Source organism: Yimella sp. NH-Cas1, from assembly GCF_022359705.1.
Lineage (GTDB): Bacteria > Actinomycetota > Actinomycetes > Actinomycetales > Dermatophilaceae > Yimella > Yimella lutea.
Genome location: NZ_JAKSGG010000003.1, coordinates 2694948 through 2714133 on the forward strand (window position 1 = coordinate 2694948; position 19186 = coordinate 2714133).

Genomic DNA, 19186 nt, shown 5'->3' on the forward strand with positions numbered 1-19186 from the left:
CGGCGGATCAGTCGAGAATGCCCTCGAAGAGGATCGTGGACAGGTAGCGCTCACCGAAGCTGGGGATGATCACGACGATCGTCTTGCCCTTGTTCTCCGGCCGCGCAGCGACCTGGGCCGCAGCAGCGAGCGCTGCGCCCGAGGAGAGGCCGACCAGCAGGCCTTCCTGGGTGGCCGCCTTGCGGGCCCACTCGACGGAGGTGGCCGCGTTGATGTCGATGACCTCGTCGTAGATCTCGGTGTCGAGGATCTCGGGGACGAAGTTGGCGCCGATGCCCTGGATCTTGTGCGGGCCGGGCTGGCCGCCGTTCAGGATCGGGGACTCCTCCGGCTCGACCGCGACGATCTGCACGTCCGGCTTGCGCTCCTTGAGCACCTGACCCACACCGGTGACGGTGCCACCGGTGCCGATGCCTGCGACGACGATATCGACCTTGCCGTCGGTGTCGCGCCAGATCTCCTCTGCGGTGGTCTCGCGGTGCACCTTCGGGTTCGCCTCGTTCGCGAACTGACGAGCCAGCACGGCGCCCGCACGCCCGGCGACGATCTCGTTCGCCTTGTTCACAGCGCCCTTCATGCCCTCCGAACCAGGAGTGAGGACGAGTTCTGCGCCGAAAGCCTTGAGCAGGCCCTTGCGCTCGGCGGACATCGTCTCGGGCATCGCCAGCACGACCTTGTAGCCCTTGGCCGCGCCGACCATCGCCAGTGCGATCCCGGTGTTGCCCGACGTCGCCTCGACGATCGTCCCGCCCGGCTTCAGTTCGCCGGACTCCTCGGCGGCCTTGATGATGGCGGCACCGATGCGGTCCTTCACGGACGCGCCGGGGTTGTTGAACTCGAGCTTGGCCGCGACGGTCACGCCGGGCTCGTCGATGATCCGGTTGATCTTGACCAGCGGAGTGTTGCCGATCGCCTCGGTCACATCGTTCAGGATGGGCACAGTGATTCGCCTTCTGTCGTGAGCCGAAAGGCTCGGGTCAGTCGTCCAGCCATAACGTCCTTCCCGTTATGACTATTCCAATGCCAGGTTATATAACCGGGGAGCACAGACGCCACCCCGTCACAGTCCCTGAGACGCGTCGATTCGGATGGAAGATCGACCCTGCCCCGGTAGGTCGGATCTTCCACTTCGTTGATCCGCCCGGCAGCGCCTGTGCATACCGAGACTGCGATATGCGCGCGACCTGACGTCCAGCCTGACAAACTGCGATGCAAGATGGACCCTGTCCGGACGGGGTCGATCTTCCATCGAGAACCGACGCCGAGTACTCGCGAGTAACCGATCGTTAGGATGCGTGCATGTCCCCGCTGCAGATCGTCTCCATCGTCCTGACCCTCGGGATCACCCTGGTCGGGGTCGCGATGGTCGCCCGCGCCGTCCCGCAGATCATGTCCGGCTTCAAGCTCGGGCGCCCCGAGAACCGCGGTGACGCCAAGGGCAGGCGCACGGCGACGATGCTGCGGGAGATCTTCGGGCACACCCGGATGTCGCGTCTGCCGATCGTCGCGATCGCGCACTGGGTCACGATGATCTCGTTCATCATGCTGTCGCTGGCGGTGCTCCAGTCCTACTTCCAGGTCTGGGACCCCACCTTCATGCTGCCGCTGCTCGGGTCGTTCTTCCTGTGGGGCTGGGCGAACGAATTCCTCGGCTGGGCCGGACTGCTCAGCATCCTGTGGTTGATCTGGAACCGCCGAAAGAACCACCCGGGACGCTCCGCCGGACACGACGGCCGCAAGTCCCGCTTCTTCGGCTCGACCTTCTGGCAGGCCTACTTCGTCGAGCTGGTCATCGCGATCGAGATCATCTGCGTGGTCACGCTGCGCGGCCTGGAGTACGCCCTGGACAAGACCGGCTCGGGCGAGCACGCCGATGTCCTGCACTTCCCGCTGACGTTCTGGTTCGGCGAGTGGTTCACGAACATGGGCCGCGAGGGAATCAAGCAGTTCATCGTGGTGATCTCGGTGATCAAGATCGTCACCGCGATGGTCTGGCTGATCACGATCTGCCGCAACCTGACGATGGGTGTCGCCTGGCACCGTTTCCTGGCGTTCTTCAACATCTTCTTCAAGCGCCACCCCGACGGCCGCACCTCGCTCGGCGCACTGGAGCCGATGAAGGTCGACGGCAAGCCGGTCACCCTGGAGTCGTTGGAGGAGATGGACGAGGACACCACCTTCGGTGTCGGCAAGGTCGAGGACTTCACCTGGAAGGGCCTGCTCGACTTCTCCACCTGCACCGAGTGCGGACGTTGCCAGAGCCAGTGCCCCGCCTGGAACACCGAGAAGCCGCTGTCGCCCAAGCTGCTGATGATGACGTTGCGCGACAACGCCGCTCACCGTGCACCGTTCATGAAGGCCGGAGTCTCCGGTGGCGACAACAGGGAGAACGGGGAGAACGCCCCCGACGTCCTGGGCGCGACGCTGATCGGCGACACCGGGTACGACATCGACAGCCCGCTCATGGCGTACAACCCGCACGGTCCGGACGCGGTCATCGACCAGGACGTGCTGTGGAGTTGCACCACCTGCGGCGCCTGCGTCGAACAGTGCCCGGTCGACATCGAGCACGTCGACCACATCGTCGACATGCGCCGCTACCAGACCCTGATCGAGTCGGCCTTCCCGAGCGAGCTCGGTGGCCTGTTCAAGAACATGGAGAGCAAGGGCAACCCGTGGGGCATGTCCGCGCGGGCCCGCCTCGACTGGGCCAAGGACCTCCCCTTCGAGGTCAAGGTCTTCGGCCAGGACGTCGAGTCGCTGTCCGAGGTCGATTACCTGTTCTGGGTCGGTTGCGCCGGTGCATACGAGGACCGCGCGAAGAAGACCACCCGCGCGGTGGCCGAACTGCTCGACCTGGCCGGGGTCGACTTCGCCGTCCTCGGTGACGGCGAAACCTGTACCGGCGACTCCGCCCGCCGCGCCGGCAACGAGATGCTCTTCCAGGCTCTGGCCCAGCAGAACGTCGAGACCCTCAACGGGGCCGGCGCGAGCAAGATCATCGTCACCTGCGCACACTGTTTCAACACGATCAAGAACGAGTACCCGCAGGTGGGTGGCGAGTACGAGGTGCTGCACCACACCCAGTTGCTCAACCGCCTCGTGCGCGAGAAGAAGCTGACCCCGGTGACCCGTCCCGGCGAGACGCCGTCGTCCGTGGGCGCTGCGTCCACCGGTAAGTCCGTCACCTACCACGACCCGTGCTACCTGGGCCGTCACAACAACGTGTACGCCCCGCCGCGTGAACTGATCGGTTCGCTGCCCGGCGTCGAGTACCGCGAGATGGAGCGCAGCGGCGAGAAGTCGTTCTGCTGCGGCGCCGGCGGTGCGCGCATGTGGATGGAGGAGAAACTGGGTTCGCGGATCAACCTCAACCGCACCCAGGAGGCCGTCGCGACCGGCGCCGACCGCATCGCCATCGGCTGCCCGTTCTGCCGCGTGATGCTCACCGACGGTCTGACCGCCGAGCAGTCCGAGGGCAACGCCCGCGAGGACGTCGAGGTCGTCGACGTGGCGAACATGCTGCTGGCCGCGGTGAAGTCCGGCGACTGACGGACAGCTGAAGGATCGAGGGTCACTCCGTTCGGGGTGGCCCTCGGTCTTTTCTGCTGTCCACAGCCCGGTCGGTGCCGCTGCTGTGTTCACAGGCTTGCGCGGACGCGTGGTGCCGGCGGTGGTGCCTTACCTACCGTCCGGCCCATGAGTGATGCGGACGAGATCAGAGCGGTAGCGCGTCAGGCGTCCACCGTCGCAGGCGAGATTCGACGCGCGGCCTGGCGCATCGGCACCGCAGACGCGGTCGAGTGGCGCAGCGCCGGGGCCGTCCAGTACCGAAAACGGTTGCACGAGAAGGCCGGTCGATTGAACAACCTTGCCCGGGAGGTAGACGGCATGGCTGGCGCACTGCACCGGTACGCGACGGCGGTCGAGGTCGGCCAGGCGGCGCTGACCGATGCAGCGATGGACGCCGTCGGTGCGTTCCACGATGCGGCCAAGGGCGTCGGTCGGGCGATCGCAGAGACGAGTCGGCCGCTCACGAGCGGGTTCGGGCTGCGCTGATGAGCCGGCAGCCCGGGGCACCGGAGCGCACCGGCGGAGCACATTCGACGGTCGCCGACCTGACCGACATGCGCGTCACCGCGGGTGTGCTCGAAACAGAGGGGAATGCCGTTCGCCGGGCGGGGGGCGACCTCGTCTCGGCACTGCTCGACCTGCCGGCGGCCGCTGTGCCGTTCGCTCCACTGCAAGCGGCCGGCATCGCTGCCGATGAACTACGCCTCGTGCATCACCCGAACGGCATTCTGGCCACCGGTGTCGACCTCGAACTGACCGCTCGAGCGCTTCGCGGAGCGGCTGTTGCGTACGCCGTCCGCGATGCGTCCGTGGCGGCGAGTCTGCGCTCGTTCAAAGTGATCATGGCGGCACCGCGGGTCGCTCTGACGCTGTACGGCACGGTGCAGGTCAGCCTCGCCGCGTCCGTTCCTCTCCCCCGGAAATGGGACTGGGCACGCGACGCAGCGATGCCGCCGTGCGCGCGCAACATCAACCCCCTGGCCGGCGTGGTGGGTTGCACGACAGCGGCGTTGATCGCGAATCCAGAACTGACCGACGCCACGCTGCTCACCGCACAGCAACTCCTGTTCGTCGTCGATCCGATGACTGCTCCGACCCTGGAGGCGCAGGCGGCCGCCGTCGTCCGATACGCCAGGGCGGGACGGCTGCTGAAGGACGACCGTCCGTTGACCGTGACACCGGTCGCGCCGCATGAACGAACGCATTTGGCGCCGCCGCGGGACGCCGCACAGGTGATCAGCAGCATCGACCGGTTGGAGACCACCTGCGCCAGTGCCGGCAACACGGCCTCGCGCATCCGGGTCCGACAGGTCACGACCGCCGACGGTGTCAGCGCGTGGATCGTCGAGGTGCCGGGTACCCAGGACTGGTCGGCCGATCGACCGCGCAACCCCAGCGACGCCGCGGCGAACCTGCTTGCGGTCGCCGGCATGCCGAGTTCGCTGTACCCGGCGATCGAGAAGGCACTGCGGACGTCGATGGCGAAGAAGGGGGTGACGCCGGGCAGCCAGCCGGTGCTCATCGCCGGGCACAGCCAGGGCGGGATCGTTGCGACGCGGCTGGCTCAGGACCGTCGGTTCCGACAGACCTTCCGGGTCACCCATGTGGTCACTGCCGGTTCACCGGTGTCGCGGATCGCGCTGCCGGCGAGCGTGAAGTCGCTGGACTTCGCGCATCGCGCCGATCCGGTGCCGCGCCTGGACACCCAGGGTCCGCCCGACCGGATGAACCGGTACGGACTCACCGGCGACCCGGCTCGGCGAGTGGGCGACGAGACGGACCCGATCGCGGTTCACGGGGCCACGCGTTACGCCGATTCGGCGGCCCACTGGGCACCGGCGAACAGCACCGACCCGAATGTGCGCGACTTCTACGACAGTCCGTTCTTCCACGGCACCACCGGCACCGTCGACGACTACCACTTGCAACGACCGGGGCCGCCCGACGTGGTTGCCACGCCCAGCTACACACCGGCGAACCGATGAACCCGATCAGGTTGCGACGCCTTCGAACTGGGATGCGTACAGGTCGCTGTAGACCCCGCCCAGTGCCAACAGTCGCTCGTGGTCCCCCGTCTCGACGATGCGTCCTCGGTCCATCACCAGGATCACGTCGGCGTCCCGGATCGTCGACAGACGGTGGGCGATCACGAAGCTGGTGCGGTTCGCGCGCAGGGCCGCCATGGCGTGCTGCACGAGCACCTCGGTGCGGGTGTCGACCGATGAGGTGGCCTCGTCCAGGATCAGCAGTGCCGGATCGGCGACGAACGCCCGGGCGATCGTGATCAGCTGTCGCTCACCGGTGGAGACATTGGTGCCGTCCTCGTCGACCACGGTGTCGTAGCCGTCGGGCAGGGAGTGCACGAACCGGTCGACGAAGGTGGCTTGCGCCGCTTCGAGCACGTCCGCCTCGGTCGCGTTCGGGTTGCCGTAGGCGATGTTCTCGCCGATGGTGCCGTGGAACAGCCAGGTGTCCTGCAGCACCATCCCGATCCGTGAGCGCAGGTCGGTACGCGGGACGTCGCGGATATCCCTGCCGTCCAGCGTGATTCGTCCGGAGTCGATGTCGTAGAAACGCATCAGCAGGTTGACCAACGTGGTCTTTCCGGCGCCGGTGGGTCCGACGATCGCGACCGTCTGACCGGGCTCCACCTCGAGGTCGAGGTGCTCGATGAGAGGCTCCTCGCCGTAGGAGAACGAAACGTCCTCGAAGGTCACCTTTCCCCGCGCCGGCGACAGTCGGCCGGCGGCGTCGGCGGGCTCCTCGGGGGCGTCCAGCACCTCGAACACCCGCTCCGCGGAAGCAACACCCGACTGCAACAGGTTGACCATCGACGCGAGTTGGGTGATCGGTTGGGTGAACTGCCGGGAGTACTGGATGAACGCAGTGACCTGACCGAGCGACATCCCGCCGTTCGCCACCTGCACCCCACCGAGCACACAGACGATGACGTACTGCAGGTTGCCGACGAACATCATGATCGGCATGACCAGTCCGCTGACGAACTGCGCCCGCCAGCTGACGTTCGTGAGTTCGTCGTTCTTAGCCCTGAACGCCGCCTGCACCTGCGGGCCGCGCCCGAAGACCTTCACCAGATCGTGTGCGGAGAACGTCTCCTCGATCTGGGCGTTGAGCTCGCCAGTGTGCTGCCACTGCTGCACGAACAGCCCCTGCGACTTCTTCATCACCTTCGCGGTCACAACCATCACGACCGGCACCGCGAGCACGGCGACGATCGTCAGCCACCACGAGATCGACACCATCATCACGACGACGCCGATCACGGTGAGGCCGTTGAACAACAGCTGACTGATCGACTGCTGCATCGACTGTCCGACGTTGTCGATGTCGTTGGTGACCCGCGACAACATCTCACCCCGTGGCTGGCCGTCCAGGTATGCCAGCGGCAGACGGTTGACCTTGGCCTCGACGTCGTCGCGCAGCCGCTGGACGGTGCGCTGGACGACCTTCGCCAGCAGGAACCCCTGCACCAGTTGGGCCGCCGCGGCGACCACGTACAGACCGACGACGATCGCGAGGATGCGTCCGACCTCGTCGAAGTCGACCGAGCGGCGACCGATCACACCGTCGTAGATCTCATCGACGGCCGCACCGAGCACACGCGGCGCGATCACCGACAGCACCACCGCGACGACGGTGAGTGCGAGCACCAGGATGAGCGTGAGGCGATGCGGACGCAGCCGGCCCAGCAGCCGCTTGGACGAACCCTTGAAGTTCATCGTCTTCTCGGCCATACCGATGCCCATCGACGGGCCGTGGCCGCGGCGCATGGGCGACTTGGTGGTCCGGGTGCTCATGCCGCGTCCTCGATCCGCTGCGAGGCGCAGATCTCCTGGTACTCGGTACAGTCACGCAACAACTCCTCGTGACGTCCGTGCCCGACCACTCGGCCGTCCTCCAGCACGATGATCTGATCCGCCTCCCGGATGGTCGAAACCCGTTGGGCGACAAGGAAGACCGTGCTGTTTCGCACGTACGGCGCGAGCGCGGTTCGAAGGGCGCGGTCGGTGCGCAGGTCGAGCGCGGAGAAGCTGTCGTCGAACAGGTAGATGTTGGCCCGGCTGACCAGGGCGCGCGCGATGCACAGCCGCTGCCGTTGGCCGCCGGAGAAGTTGGTGCCGCCCTGGCTGACCGGTGCGTCGAGCCCGCCGTCGAGTTCCTGCACGAAGTCGGCCGCCTGCGCGATGCGCAGCGCTTCCCACAGTTGCTCGTCGGACGCGTCCGGGTCGCCGTACCGAAGGTTGGACGCGACGGTGCCGGTGAACAGGTACGCCTTCTGCGGGACGATGCCGATGCGTCCCCACAGCAGTTGCGGGTCGAGCTCCCGCACGTCGACGTCGTCCACCAGCACCTCACCCGAGGTCGCGTCGAACAACCGGGCGATCAGTGACAGCAGCGTCGTCTTGCCCGATCCGGTCGCGCCGATGATCGCGATCGTTTGGCCGGGAGTGCCGCGCACCGAAACATCCTGCAGCACAGGGACATCCGCACCGGGGTAGGACATCGAGACGTCACGCAACTCGACCACACCACGGCCATCGTCCGGCGTCAGCGGGTTCGCCGGCGGCATCACCGACGGCTCCGTGTCGAGCACCTCCACGATGCGCTCGGCCGACACCGACGCACGCGGGATCATCATGAACATGAAGGTGGCCATCATGACCGCCATCAGAATCTGCATCAGGTAGGTCATGTAGGCCGTCAGGGCACCGATCTGCAGGGACCCGTCGCCGACCTGATGACCACCGAACCACCACACCGCGGTGGTCGACAGGTTCATCACCAGGAACACAACGGGGAACAGCGCCGACATCAGCCGCCCGGTGCGGATCAGCAACCCGGTGAGGTCTTCGTTGGCCTCGGTGAAGCGTTGCTGCTCGAAGCGCTCACGGGTGAACGCACGGATCACCCGGACGCCGGACAGGTGCTCGCGCAGGATCCGGTTGACGCCGTCGAGCTTGACCTGCACCTGCCGGAAGCCGGGCACGAGTTGCCGGATGATCAACGAGATCGTGACGCCGAGGACGATCACCGCGACCACGATGAGCCAGGACAACGACACTGATTCCTGCAACGCCATCACCACGCCGCCGATCATCATGATCGGCGCGGCGATCATCAGCGTGGCGCCCATCAGCACCACCATCTGCACCTGCTGGACGTCGTTGGTGCCCCGAGTGATGAGGGTGGGCGCCCCGAAACGGTTCACCTCACGAGCCGAGAACTCACCGACCCGCGCGAACAACGAACCCCGGGTGTCGCGCCCGTAGAACATCGCCAGCTTCGCTGCGACATAGGCCGCCCCGATGGCGGCGAACACCTGTACCAACGACACCAGCAGCATCCAGCCGCCCGTACGCCAGATGTATCCGGTGTCGCCGACGGTGACCCCCTTGTCAATGACGTCGGCGTTGAGCGAAGGCAGGTAGAGCGAGGCCGCGACGCTCAGCAACTGCAGCAGGACGAGGGCGCCGGTCAGGCGCGGATACCGCTTCAGGTGAGCGATGACGAGACGGGAGAGCACCCACCTACTCTGTCAGGCCAACCCCTCGGCCTGCAGGAAGGTTTTCGCGACAGCCTTCGCGCTCTTCTTGTCGACGACGACCTGCTTCAGCATCTCGGCCAGCTTGTCGGTGGTGAGCTTGGCCGAGACCGCGTTGAGGGCCACCTGCATCTTGGGCGTGGCTGCGGACTTGGCCACCAGCGGCACGACCTGGTCGGCGCCGAACAGCTTCTTGTCGTCCTGGAGCACGACGAAATTGTTGACCTTGATGGACGGGTCGGTGGAGAAGATGTTGCCTGCCTGCGCCTGGTTGTTCTTCAGCGCCTCCACGACAGCGGCCGAGGCGAGCGGGCGGAACGACTTCGGGGTCAGGTTGTAGGTGCGCTTCAGCCCCAGCAGTCCCTGCTCACGGCCCTGGAACTCCGAGGGCGCGGCGATCGTGATCTCGTTCGCGTGCTTGGCCAGATCGGAGATGGTCTTCAGTTGCCATTTGTCGGCGGTGGCCTTGGTGACCACCATCTCGTTGGAGTCCTCGGCACGGGAGGGCTGCAACGCGAGTTGGTTGCACGGCAGCGAGGTCAGCAGAGCGGCGTACACCTCCTGCGGGTCCTTCTCCTTCGAGTTCTCGTCGACGAAGGTCAACAACGAGCCGGTGTACTCCGGCACCACCTGCACCGAACCGTCCCCGAGCGCCTTGAGGTAGGCCTCACGCGCACCGATCGGGTCAGTGGTAGAAGCGCGAATCCCCTTGGCTTGCAGGGCCCCCGCGTACACCTCGGCGATCAGCGAGGACTCGGGGAAGTCGGCCGAACCGACCTTGACCGGTGCCTCCTTGGGCTTCTCGACCTTGCAGTCACCACCGCCGGAACCGGAGTCGAGCGCGTCACCGGACAGCCCACACCCCGACAGCGAGAGGACGAGGGCGGCGCTCAGCGCGGCGCGTCGGCGGAACGTACGTGTGGTCATCGGGCACTCCCTGTGGCTTCGAGGGCCTTGCGTTGCGAACGGGCCGATCGTCGTCCGGAGCGGCCGGTGAGACCGGGCGAGACGACCGTGCGCTGGATCAGCGCGAAGAGCAGGTCGACGGCGAGGGCGAGCAGTGCGACCAGCAACGATCCGCCGACCATCACCTCGTACTTGCTCTGCGCCAGGCCGTCGATGAGGTAGCGGCCGAGGCCGCCGAGCGAGACCGCAGCAGCGATGGTCGCGGTGGCAATCACCTGCAAAGTGGCGCTGCGCAGACCGGAGAAGATCAACGGAAGCGCGTTCGGCAGTTCGACCCGGGTGAAGACCTGCCCGCCGGTCATACCCATGCCCTTGGCGGCGTCCCGGGCCGCAGGATCGACCTCACTGACGCCGGCGTACGCGCCGGCGACGATCGGGGGGATGGCGAGGATGACCAGGACGACGATCGACGGGGCGGTGTAGGCGAGGTCGCCGCTCAGGCGCGGGCCGGCGAACATGGCGGCCACGAACAGCAGACCCAGGGACGGGACCGCACGGGCTGCGTTCGCGGCCGTGACCAGCCACTTCCCCTTGCCGGTGTGGGCGATCCAGGTGCCGAGCGGAATGGCGATCGCAGCAGCGATCAACACGGTGATGAGGCTGTAGATGACGTGTTCCTGCAACCGCATCGGGATGCCATTGGGCCCTGACCAGTTGACGCCGTCGGTCAACCACTGCCAGACCTTCTCCAGAATCATCGCGTCACCACCCGTTGCCAGGGAGTGAGCAGCCGGGCGATCAACTGGATCACTGCGTCGAAGACGAGCGCGAGCACCAGGCAGGCGACGATCCCGACGAAGATCTCGTCCCAGTACTGACGCTGGTAGCCGTTGGTGAGGTAGTACCCGAGTTGGGGTACGCCGATCAGCGAGGCCACGCTGACGATGCTGACATTGCTGACCGCCGCGACCCGCATGCCGGAGGAGATGACCGGCGTCGCCAGCGGCAGGTCGACCTTGAACAGTCGCTTGAGCCGCGTCATCCCCATGGCCGTCGCCGCCTGTGTCACCGTCGACGGGACGGCGTCGAGCGCGTCGGTGACGGTGCGGACGAGCAGTGCAACGGTGTAGATCGTCATCGCGGCGATGACATTCCACGCGGACAGGATCTTGGTGCCCAGAATGATCGGCATCACGATGAACAGTGCCAGGGACGGGATCGTGTACAGCAGACCGGACCCGGCCACCAGCACATTGCGCCAGCGCGGACGGCTGTGCGCGAGCCAACCGAGCGGCAGTGCGATCAGGAGTCCGAGCACGAGCGGAATCCCGGCGAGCAGCGTGTGCTGCCACGCCCGATGCAGGATGTCGGACCAGTTGTCGAGGGCGTAGTTCACGTGCGGCCGTTCGCGTGTTCCGGCGCGACGTCGTCCCGGTCGACCTCGACACGATCGGTTTCCTCGATCGCGCGCAGCACCTCGTAGGCGCGGACGGTGCCGACCAGACGTCCGTCGTCGTCGACGATGATGCCGCGGCGAGACGGCGAGGACAGTGCGGCGTCCAGACTGGTGCGCAGCGGGCCGCCCGAGCGGGCGACGGTGCCACCACGGTGCAGCATGGAGGGTTCGATGGCGCTCTGAATACGCGCCGGTTCGATCCACCCCTGCGGTTTGCCGTCTTCGACCACGAGCAGCCAGCGGTCGTTCGTCGCGGCACGTGCCTGCTCGACGGTGGCACCGAGTTCGACGGTGGGTTCGCTCATCAGTGGGAACCGCGGGGAGTTCTGGAAGCTGAGTGACCGGTACCCGCGGTCGCGTCCCACGAAGTCCGCGACGAAATCGTCGATCGGGTGGGCGAGCAGGTACTCCGGCGAAGCCATCTGGGCGAGTTTGCCGCCCACGCGCATCACGGCGACGTTGTCGCCGAGCTTCATCGCCTCGTCGATGTCGTGGGTCACGAAGACGATCGTCTTGTCGAGTTCGTCCTGCAGCCGAAGGAACTCGTCCTGCAGCTGGTCGCGGACCATCGGGTCGACGGCACTGAACGGTTCGTCCATCAGCATCACCGGCGGATCAGCGGCCAGCGCCCGGGCCACGCCGACGCGCTGCTGCTGCCCACCGGACAGCTGCGACGGATACCGGTCGGCGAAATCGCCTGGCAGACCGACGAGTTCGAGCACCTCGCGGCTACGATTGTGAATCTTCTGCTTGTCCCAGCCGAGTAGTTTCGGCACGGTGCCGACGTTCTCCAACACCGTCTGGTGCGGGAACAGCCCGCCGTGCTGAATGACGTACCCGATGCCGCGGCGAAGTTCGGGAGCGGCGACGTCGGCGATGTTGCGGTCGTCGATCGTAATGGTGCCCGAGGTGGGTTCGATCATCCGATTGATCATGCGCAGCGTGGTCGTCTTGCCGCAGCCGGACGGGCCGACGAGGCAGGTGATCTTGCCCGTGGGGGCTTCCAGGTCAAGGTGGTCGACGGCGATGTTCTTGTCGCCGAACGACTTCACCACCTGCTCGAAGCGGATCATTCAGCCAACCTAACCGCTGTGGCCGCGTCCGGAACTGTTGCGCGCCTACGCATTCCTGGGCTGGTCGCCGCCGTCGCCCACCAGGTAGTGGTGCAGGAAAGAAGCGACCTCGCGGTGCCAGCCGGCCGGCCGGAACATCAGCGTGTGCCAGTCGCCCACGCTGCGGTACGTCGCGCTGCCGCCGCCGATGCGGATGCGACGGACCAGGTCTGCGGACGCGTCCGGGTCGGTGACATTGTCGAGGCGTCCGTGCACGACCATTACGGGAGTGCCGAGGAAACGCTTCTCGTCATACCCGTCGGCCAACCACGGTGCCAGGCCGATGACCGCCCGGACGTCCGCCTCGTCCACGAGTTCGAACGCGGTGCGGCCGCCCATCGAGTGACCGACGACCGCGACCGGAAGGTCGGGATAGAGCTGTCCGATACGCATGAGTGCCCATTGCGCATCGGCGACCGGGGACATCACCCGATCGTTCCAGCCTCCGACGGCATTGAGGAGCCGGACGACTGCCAGGTCTGGTCGACGGCGGGCGATCCCGGCTGCGGCCACCCGCACCGGCAGCGGTGATGGGTCGAACGTGCTGCGCGCCTCGACCCCCTCCACGTCGCCGCCGTGCAGCATCAGCACGACGCCCCGGGGCTCGGTCGCACGTCGGTCGGGAAGGATCAGCCTCGGCCTGGCGCGACCGAGACCCGGGCCGATCTCCCGTCGCTCCACCTAGACCTGCGTGCGGTGGAAGTTTTTGTACGACCGGCTGGCCGTCGGTCCACGCTGACCCTGGTAGTGCGAGCCGTATTTCTCACTGCCATAAGGATTTTCGGCCGGGCTCGACAGCTGGAAGAAGCACAACTGACCGATCTTCATCCCGGGCCACAGCTTGATCGGCAGAGTCGCGACGTTGCTGAGTTCGAGAGTCACGTGGCCGCTGAACCCCGGGTCGACGAAGCCGGCGGTGGCGTGTGTGAGCAGACCGAGACGCCCCAGGCTCGACTTGCCCTCGACACGGGCGGCGACATCGTCGGGCAGCGTGATCGTCTCGAAGGTGGAGCCGAGAACGAACTCACCGGGGTGCAACACGAAGGGCTCGTCCGGCTCGGACTCGACCAGCCGGGTCAGCTCGTCCTGCTCCTCGCTGGGGTCGATGTAGGGGTACTTGTGGTTGTCGAACAACCGGAAGAACTTGTCGAGCCGGATGTCGACGCTGGACGGCTGCACCATCCCTGTGTCCCACGGGTCGAGGACGACGCGGCCGGCGTCGATCTGGGCCAGGATGTCGCGATCGGAGAGGAGCACGCGCCCAACTTACCCAACACGCGGAATCAAGGGATCGCGACGACGGTCGACCAGGTGCGAACCACAGACGAGCGCCGCGATCGAGACCGAGCTACCTGAGCGACCGAGGCATTCGACAACTGCATCAGGAAACGACAAATCCCGTTGCCCTGCAACGGAATCGATGTCGAGAGCGAGTGACGAGAATCGAACTCGCGTATTCAGCTTGGGAAGCTGATGTTCTACCATTGAACTACACTCGCGGGTCGTGCTCGAAGGATTCTAGCCCCTTCCACCTGCGCCGCTGAGGGAGGATTCGGCCATGACCTCACCCGTGACCTCGATCGACCTCAACGCCGACCTCGGTGAGTCCTTCGGCCGGTGGACTCTTGGCGACGACAAGGCGATGCTCGGTGTCATCACCTCCGCGAACATCGCCTGCGGTTTCCATGCCGGCGACCCGGCCACCTTGCTGCGCACCTGTCAGCAGGCCGTCGACGCAGATGTTGTGATCGGCGCACAGGTGGGATACCGCGACCTCGCCGGATTCGGGCGCAGGTTCATCGACATCGCTCCGGCCGAACTGATGGCCGACGTGCTGTTCCAGATCGGCGCCCTGGACGGCCTGGCGCGGTCGGTCGGCGGACGGGTCGCCTATGTGAAGCCGCATGGAGCCCTCTACAACGCGGTCGTCCACGACGAAGCACAAGCACGGGCCGTCGTGGACGCGGTTGCGACATACCGCAATTGCGAGCAGACGAGCCTGCCGATCATGGGGCTGCCGGGGTCGGTGGTGCTGCGCATCGCGGAGGGCGAAGGTCTGCGGGCGGTCACCGAGACGTTCGCCGACCGCGCGTACACCCCGCAGGGGACTCTCGTTCCCCGCTCCCAGCCGGGGGCTGTCCTGCATGATCCGGAAGAGATCGCGGAGCGTGTCGTCCGGATGGCCACCCGGGGGCGGGTGACCGCGAACGACGGCACGGAGATCGGCGTCACCGCCGAGTCGGTCTGCGTGCACGGCGACTCCCCCGGTGCGGTCGAGATCGCGACCCGGGTGCGCGCAGCCCTCACCGAGGCCGGTGTCGACCTGCGCCCGTTCGTCCGATGATCCGGCTCCTGCCGTGCGGCGACCGCGCGATCCTGGTCGATCTCGACGACGACCGCGAGCGCCGCGACTTCGATGCAGCACTTCGCGCCGAGATCGCCGCCGGCCGGTTGGCCGACGAGATCATCGAGCATGTTCCGGCGGCGCGGACGGTGTTGGTTCGCCTGCGTGACCCCCGACATCGCGGCTCGGTCGAGACTGCGCTGCACAGCCTCGAAGTCGGTGCCGCTTGCGTCGAAGACCAGTCATCGGGCGAAGTAACCGTGCCGGTCCACTACGACGGTGCGGACCTACAAGCACTCGCCCATCAGCTCGGGGTCAGGCCCACCGAACTCGTCGAGTGGCACACCGCAACTCCCTGGCTGGTCGACTTCACCGGATTCGCACCGGGATTCGGTTATCTCGTGCGCGAGCCAGTGGGCTCGCCGCTGGACGATGTCGAGATCCCGCGGCTCGACTCACCTCGTACGCGTATCCCCGCCGGCGCAGTGGCCCTCGCCGGACGGTGGAGTGCGGTGTACCCGAGCGCGTCCCCGGGCGGCTGGCAACTGATCGGGGGCACCGACCTGCCGATCTGGGACGTGGACCGCGATCCGCCCGGGCTGTTCCGAGCGGGCGTCCGAGTGCGCTTCGAGGTGATGCCGTGACCTTGATCGTCGAGTCCGTCGGTGCGCAGGCCACCGTCCAGGACCTCGGTCGTCCCGGATACGCCGACGTCGGCGTACCGACCGGCGGCGCCGCAGACCGAGGAGCACTCACTCTGGCCAACCGGCTGGTCGGCAATCCGGACGGAGCCTGTGGACTCGAACTCCTGATGGGCAACGCCGTCCTGCTCGCCGAGGAGCCGGTCGTCGTCGCCGTCACCGGTGCACCCGCTTCCGTCACCTCTGACGACCGCGCGATGCCGTTCGGCGAAGCCTTCCTGCTGCAGGAGGGCGATCGCCTGCGAATCGGTACTCCGGTCGCGGGGTTACGCACCTACGTCGGCGTCCGAGGCGGCATCGACGAACCCCGAACACTCGGCAGTCGCAGCACCTCACCGACTGCGAACATCGGACCGGAACCACTCCAATCCGGCCGCCGATTGCCGGTCGCAGATGCGCCCGACTCGGCTGTGCCGCAACCCTTCCCGGGTCAGTACGCCTGGACGAATCCGGTGACCGTCCGCGTCCTGCTCGGTCCACGGGACGACTGGTTCACCGACGACGCAGTGCGCATTCTGCTGCAGCAGAAGTGGACGACCAGCAGCGATCTCGATCGGGTGGGCGTCCGCCTGGAAGGACCGCCGCTCGAGCGCAGCCGCTGCGGTGAACTCGCCAGCGAGGGCATGGTGCGCGGCGCGATCCAGGTGCCTCCGAACGGTCAGCCCGTCGTCTTTCTCGCCGACCACCCGACCACCGGCGGCTACCCGGTCATCGCGGTCGTGAGGGACGCCGACACCGACCGGCTCGCTCAACTGCGCCCCGGCGACACCGTCCACTTCACCCTCTGAAAGTCCGCAGAACCGACGGGTCGACCCGCGCGACCTGCGGACAGCCGACGTCCGAGTGTCCGCAGACATGGCGAGCTGACGTGCGTTCTGCGGACTTTCGGGTCAGGGGTGGGCGCGCAGGGTTGCCACAGCGTCCACGGCCAGGACGTAGCCGTGCGCGCCGAGTCCGGCGATGACACCGTGCGCCACCGCCGACACGTAGGAGTGGTGTCGGAAGGACTCTCGCTGGTGGATGTTCGACAGGTGCACCTCGACCACCGGGCAGGTGACGATCTCCAGGGCGTCCCTGATCGCGACCGAGGTGTGCGTGTACGCGGCAGGGTTGATGACGATGCCCGCCGCCGACGTCCGCGACTGCTGGATCCAGTCGACGAGTTCGCCCTCGTGGTTGCTCTGCCGGAAGTCGACGTCCAGGCCGTGTTCACCGGCACGCTCACGGACGGACGCCTCGATGTCGGCGAGGGTCGTGGTGCCGTACTGCTGCGGGTCGCGCTGACCGAGCAGGTTGAGGTTGGGCCCGTTGAGCACCAGCAGGACGTCACTCATGGCACGAGACTAGACCGAGTGGACGGCGCCGTCACCGACGACGCCAGGGTCCTTGATCGGCGGGACGATGCCGTTGACCTGCAGGGAGATCCGACGCTCCAGGGCGAGCGCCGACCAGGCCATCGCCGCACAGCCGACCAGCAACACGACGATGTACTGGACGTTCCAGTGGTGCCGCAGCAGGAACCCTGCCGCGACCGGCCCGGCGACTGCGCCTGCCTGAAAGGCGCCGGAAGAAATCGCATTGAAACGGCCGCGCAGGTGGTCGGGAGCGAGGTCATTGGTGATCGCGGGGATGGTCGGCTGCAGCAGTGTCTCGCCGAACCCGAAGACGAAGTGGAAGGCGATGACCGCGAAGACGGCGTACGCCGAGGCGGGTAGCAGTCCGGACGAACCGAGCAACGTCCAGGCGCACGCCCAGACCACGGCCATGACCAGCAGGACACGCGTGCGTCGGTGTCCGGCGATGCGCCGTAGCACGAGCATCTGCGCCACGACGATCACCACGGTGTTCACCGCGAACGCCCAGCCGATGACGCGGGTGCTGACCTCACCGACCTCACGGGAGTACGCGCTGAACCCCGCTTCGATCTGGCCGTAGCCGACGAAGCTGCCGAGGAAGGTGAGCAGCAACAGCCACTTCATCGCCGGTGTGCGGACGATGGACAGGTACGAGGTGCGCCCGCCGGCGGTCTCCTGCGTCGGCTCGACCTGGGTGCGCACGTGCCGAAGTGGTCCGAGCAGCAGACCGATCGGGATCAGCATCGCGAGCGCGTCGAGCACGTAGATGGTGGTGAACGTCGAAGGTCGATGGACGTCGATGAACGCCCCGGAGATCAGCCCACCGACCCCGATACCCAGGTTGACCAACGCGAAGCTGATCCCGAAATAGGTCTGCCGCGCCGGCCCGCTGACGATCGCCGCGATGAGCGAGTTGAACGCCGGCCAGGTGATGCCCGAGATGCCGATCAACGACATCGCGAGGAAGAAGAACGGCACGGTGTGCGCAAACGCCAGCACGAACAGGCCGGCCATGTTGCAGGCCGAGCCGAAGACCGACACGACGCGGGCGCCGAAACGGTCGGTCGCCCAGCCGCCCGGCCCGGTGGCCACCACCCCGATGACCGCGATCCACGCCATCAGGGTGCCCGCGAGGTCGAGACTGACGTCCTTGATCTCGTGCAGATAGATGATCGTGAACGGCAAAGTGAGACCGCGGCCGAGCAGTTGGATCGCCGTCGTCGACAGCAGCCATTTGCCCTCGCGCGGCAGGTCGCGCCAGAAGGCGCGCAAGTCGGTGTGTCCGGTGTTGACGGTGCTGCTCACCGAGGAATGGTCGCAGCACCGCTGCTTCGAAAGCGAATCGTTTATGCGCGCTTCGGAGATCTACGTTCGAGGGCCCGATCGATACGGCAGTAGATCGCCGCGATGAGAAGGCCGATCGCCAGGATCGCCGCGAGAGTGGTTGCCACCCGGGCGTATCCGAGAGTCGAGACGTCGGTGAAGTCGTACGGGTAGGCGTCGATCACCCGTCCGCGCAACAGCGTCCACACGATCCAGATCAACGGGACGACCAACGCCCACGGCAGCAGCCGGAAGCTCAACCAACCGCGCGGGCCGTAGGTCGCCCAGACGCCGACGGCGAGAACACCGACCACGAGGTGCTGCAGCGGGCTGGTGATCACCGACCAGCCCTGCCAAGTGTCGTTCGCCGCGAGCATCGCCCAGTAGACGATGGTCGTGATCGTGATCATCAGCAACGCGTCCAGCAGCAACACCCGGTGCAGCAACGAGTCGACCCCGGGCCGCAGCGCGAGCAGCGTGAAGGCAACCGCGACAACGACATTCGACCAGACGGTGAAGTAGCTGAAGGTGTCGCCGATCCGGCCGGGCGCTCCGGCGATTCCGGACGTGTGCGTGCCGAACAGGTTGCCTTCGACCACCGTGCGCGCGGCGAAACCGTCCGCGGCCGAGACGATCGCGACGAGCAGCACCGACAACCAGGAGACGATCGCCACCACCGCATGAGCGCGACGAACAGACAGGGATGAGGCCATGAACGGCAATGCTAGGCCGGATGTCACCTGAAGTTCGGGATCAAACTGATCCTCACCGTGCTGGAGGAGAACCCCGCGAGGCGCAGATCAGGCGCGAGCACCGGTTGGCGCGCCGGAACGCGATCCTGGGGTCCCGGGTC

General features: G+C 66.7%; 18 protein-coding genes and 1 tRNA gene. 6 read left to right on the forward strand and 13 right to left on the reverse strand.

All coding sequences use genetic code 11. From position 1 onward, the window contains the following. Nucleotides 1-7 precede the first annotated feature (7 nt). Nucleotides 8-940 carry a cysteine synthase A gene (gene cysK / locus MF407_RS13325; RefSeq protein ID WP_129624303.1) on the reverse strand — a complete coding sequence of 311 codons (933 nt, stop codon included), beginning with the start codon at nucleotides 938-940 and terminating at the stop codon, nucleotides 8-10. A gap of 359 nt (nucleotides 941-1299) precedes the next feature. Here cysK and MF407_RS13330 point away from each other — a divergent pair, with 359 nt between their 5' ends. The 3 genes from MF407_RS13330 (at nucleotide 1300) to MF407_RS13340 (ending at nucleotide 5558) form a co-directional block, all read left to right on the forward strand. Further along, complete coding sequence (locus MF407_RS13330; protein ID WP_239702575.1) at nucleotides 1300-3552, forward strand: (Fe-S)-binding protein; 2253 nt, start codon at nucleotides 1300-1302, stop codon at nucleotides 3550-3552. 147 nt (nucleotides 3553-3699) lie between these two features. Continuing rightward, complete coding sequence (locus MF407_RS13335; protein WP_239702576.1) at nucleotides 3700-4059, forward strand: hypothetical protein; 360 nt, start codon at nucleotides 3700-3702, stop codon at nucleotides 4057-4059. Then, a complete protein-coding gene (locus MF407_RS13340) occupies nucleotides 4059-5558 on the forward strand; it encodes an alpha/beta fold hydrolase (RefSeq protein ID WP_239702577.1) in 1500 nt (499 codons plus the stop codon). Before MF407_RS13335 ends, MF407_RS13340 begins: the two co-directional genes overlap by 1 nt. Nucleotides 5559-5564: 6 nt before the next feature. On the opposite strand, the gene MF407_RS13345 is transcribed toward MF407_RS13340, so the two are convergent. The 9 genes from MF407_RS13345 to MF407_RS13385 all read right to left on the reverse strand — a co-directional run bounded on the left by MF407_RS13345 (nucleotide 5565) and on the right by MF407_RS13385 (nucleotide 14109). Next, nucleotides 5565-7391, reverse strand: a complete 1827-nt coding sequence (locus MF407_RS13345) for an ABC transporter ATP-binding protein (protein WP_275578267.1) — start codon at nucleotides 7389-7391, stop codon at nucleotides 5565-5567. After that, entirely contained in the window at nucleotides 7388-9118 is a 1731-nt protein-coding gene (locus MF407_RS13350) for an ABC transporter ATP-binding protein (protein WP_239702578.1), read from the reverse strand. The genes MF407_RS13345 and MF407_RS13350 overlap by 4 nt, the downstream gene beginning before the upstream one ends. A gap of 12 nt (nucleotides 9119-9130) precedes the next feature. Further along, the gene (locus MF407_RS13355) at nucleotides 9131-10063 is read right to left on the reverse strand and encodes an ABC transporter substrate-binding protein (RefSeq protein ID WP_239702579.1); all 933 of its coding nucleotides are present in this window, start codon (nucleotides 10061-10063) and stop codon (nucleotides 9131-9133) included. After that, the gene (locus MF407_RS13360; RefSeq protein ID WP_168990112.1) at nucleotides 10060-10800 is read right to left on the reverse strand and encodes an ABC transporter permease; all 741 of its coding nucleotides are present in this window, start codon (nucleotides 10798-10800) and stop codon (nucleotides 10060-10062) included. Before MF407_RS13360 ends, MF407_RS13355 begins: the two co-directional genes overlap by 4 nt. Then, nucleotides 10797-11438: an ABC transporter permease gene (locus tag MF407_RS13365; RefSeq protein ID WP_239702580.1), complete on the reverse strand. Its 642-nt coding sequence runs from the start codon at nucleotides 11436-11438 to the stop codon at nucleotides 10797-10799. The genes MF407_RS13360 and MF407_RS13365 overlap by 4 nt, the downstream gene beginning before the upstream one ends. Then, nucleotides 11435-12571 carry an ATP-binding cassette domain-containing protein gene (locus tag MF407_RS13370; protein ID WP_239702581.1) on the reverse strand — a complete coding sequence of 379 codons (1137 nt, stop codon included), beginning with the start codon at nucleotides 12569-12571 and terminating at the stop codon, nucleotides 11435-11437. The genes MF407_RS13365 and MF407_RS13370 overlap by 4 nt, the downstream gene beginning before the upstream one ends. 45 nt (nucleotides 12572-12616) lie before the next feature. Next, complete coding sequence (locus MF407_RS13375; protein WP_239702582.1) at nucleotides 12617-13291, reverse strand: lysophospholipase; 675 nt, start codon at nucleotides 13289-13291, stop codon at nucleotides 12617-12619. Continuing rightward, nucleotides 13292-13867: a dCTP deaminase gene (gene dcd, locus MF407_RS13380; RefSeq protein WP_129624321.1), complete on the reverse strand. Its 576-nt coding sequence runs from the start codon at nucleotides 13865-13867 to the stop codon at nucleotides 13292-13294. Nucleotides 13868-14038: 171 nt separating this feature from the next. Beyond that, nucleotides 14039-14109 (reverse strand) — tRNA-Gly (locus tag MF407_RS13385). Between the two features lie 59 nt (nucleotides 14110-14168). On the opposite strand from MF407_RS13385, the gene MF407_RS13390 reads away from it, so the two are divergent. Genes MF407_RS13390 through MF407_RS13400 form a run of 3 tightly spaced genes read left to right on the forward strand, consistent with a single transcriptional unit; the run spans nucleotide 14169 to nucleotide 16443 of the window. Beyond that, nucleotides 14169-14954: a 5-oxoprolinase subunit PxpA gene (locus MF407_RS13390; RefSeq protein ID WP_239702583.1), complete on the forward strand. Its 786-nt coding sequence runs from the start codon at nucleotides 14169-14171 to the stop codon at nucleotides 14952-14954. Further along, on the forward strand, nucleotides 14951-15598 hold the full coding sequence (locus MF407_RS13395) for a carboxyltransferase domain-containing protein (protein WP_239702584.1): 648 nt from the start codon (nucleotides 14951-14953) through the stop codon (nucleotides 15596-15598). The genes MF407_RS13390 and MF407_RS13395 overlap by 4 nt, the downstream gene beginning before the upstream one ends. Further along, nucleotides 15595-16443, forward strand: coding sequence for a biotin-dependent carboxyltransferase family protein (locus MF407_RS13400; RefSeq protein ID WP_239702585.1), 849 nt, complete (start codon nucleotides 15595-15597; stop codon nucleotides 16441-16443). Before MF407_RS13395 ends, MF407_RS13400 begins: the two co-directional genes overlap by 4 nt. A 102-nt stretch (nucleotides 16444-16545) precedes the next feature. On the opposite strand, the gene aroQ is transcribed toward MF407_RS13400, so the two are convergent. Genes aroQ through MF407_RS13415 form a run of 3 tightly spaced genes read right to left on the reverse strand, consistent with a single transcriptional unit; the run spans nucleotide 16546 to nucleotide 19046 of the window. Further along, on the reverse strand, nucleotides 16546-16989 hold the full coding sequence (gene aroQ / locus MF407_RS13405) for a type II 3-dehydroquinate dehydratase (protein WP_239702586.1): 444 nt from the start codon (nucleotides 16987-16989) through the stop codon (nucleotides 16546-16548). A 9-nt stretch (nucleotides 16990-16998) separates the two neighbouring features. Then, nucleotides 16999-18315, reverse strand: a complete 1317-nt coding sequence (locus MF407_RS13410; RefSeq protein WP_239702587.1) for an MFS transporter — start codon at nucleotides 18313-18315, stop codon at nucleotides 16999-17001. A 41-nt stretch (nucleotides 18316-18356) separates the two neighbouring features. Further along, complete coding sequence (locus MF407_RS13415) at nucleotides 18357-19046, reverse strand: Pr6Pr family membrane protein (protein WP_239702588.1); 690 nt, start codon at nucleotides 19044-19046, stop codon at nucleotides 18357-18359. Between the last annotated feature and the right edge of the window lie 140 nt (nucleotides 19047-19186).

Coding starts and splice junctions, on each gene's coding strand:
- MF407_RS13330 (WP_239702575.1), top strand. CDS start 1,300: ATGTCCCCGCTGCAGATCGTCTCCATCGTCCTGACCCTCGGGATCACC.
- MF407_RS13335 (WP_239702576.1), top strand. CDS start 3,700: ATGAGTGATGCGGACGAGATCAGAGCGGTAGCGCGTCAGGCGTCCACC.
- MF407_RS13340 (WP_239702577.1), top strand. CDS start 4,059: ATGAGCCGGCAGCCCGGGGCACCGGAGCGCACCGGCGGAGCACATTCG.
- MF407_RS13345 (WP_275578267.1), bottom strand. CDS start 7,391: ATGAGCACCCGGACCACCAAGTCGCCCATGCGCCGCGGCCACGGCCCG.
- MF407_RS13355 (WP_239702579.1), bottom strand. CDS start 10,063: ATGACCACACGTACGTTCCGCCGACGCGCCGCGCTGAGCGCCGCCCTC.
- MF407_RS13360 (WP_168990112.1), bottom strand. CDS start 10,800: ATGATTCTGGAGAAGGTCTGGCAGTGGTTGACCGACGGCGTCAACTGG.
- MF407_RS13370 (WP_239702581.1), bottom strand. CDS start 12,571: ATGATCCGCTTCGAGCAGGTGGTGAAGTCGTTCGGCGACAAGAACATC.
- MF407_RS13390 (WP_239702583.1), top strand. CDS start 14,169: ATGACCTCACCCGTGACCTCGATCGACCTCAACGCCGACCTCGGTGAG.
- MF407_RS13395 (WP_239702584.1), top strand. CDS start 14,951: ATGATCCGGCTCCTGCCGTGCGGCGACCGCGCGATCCTGGTCGATCTC.
- aroQ (WP_239702586.1), bottom strand. CDS start 16,989: ATGAGTGACGTCCTGCTGGTGCTCAACGGGCCCAACCTCAACCTGCTC.
- MF407_RS13415 (WP_239702588.1), bottom strand. CDS start 19,046: ATGGCCTCATCCCTGTCTGTTCGTCGCGCTCATGCGGTGGTGGCGATC.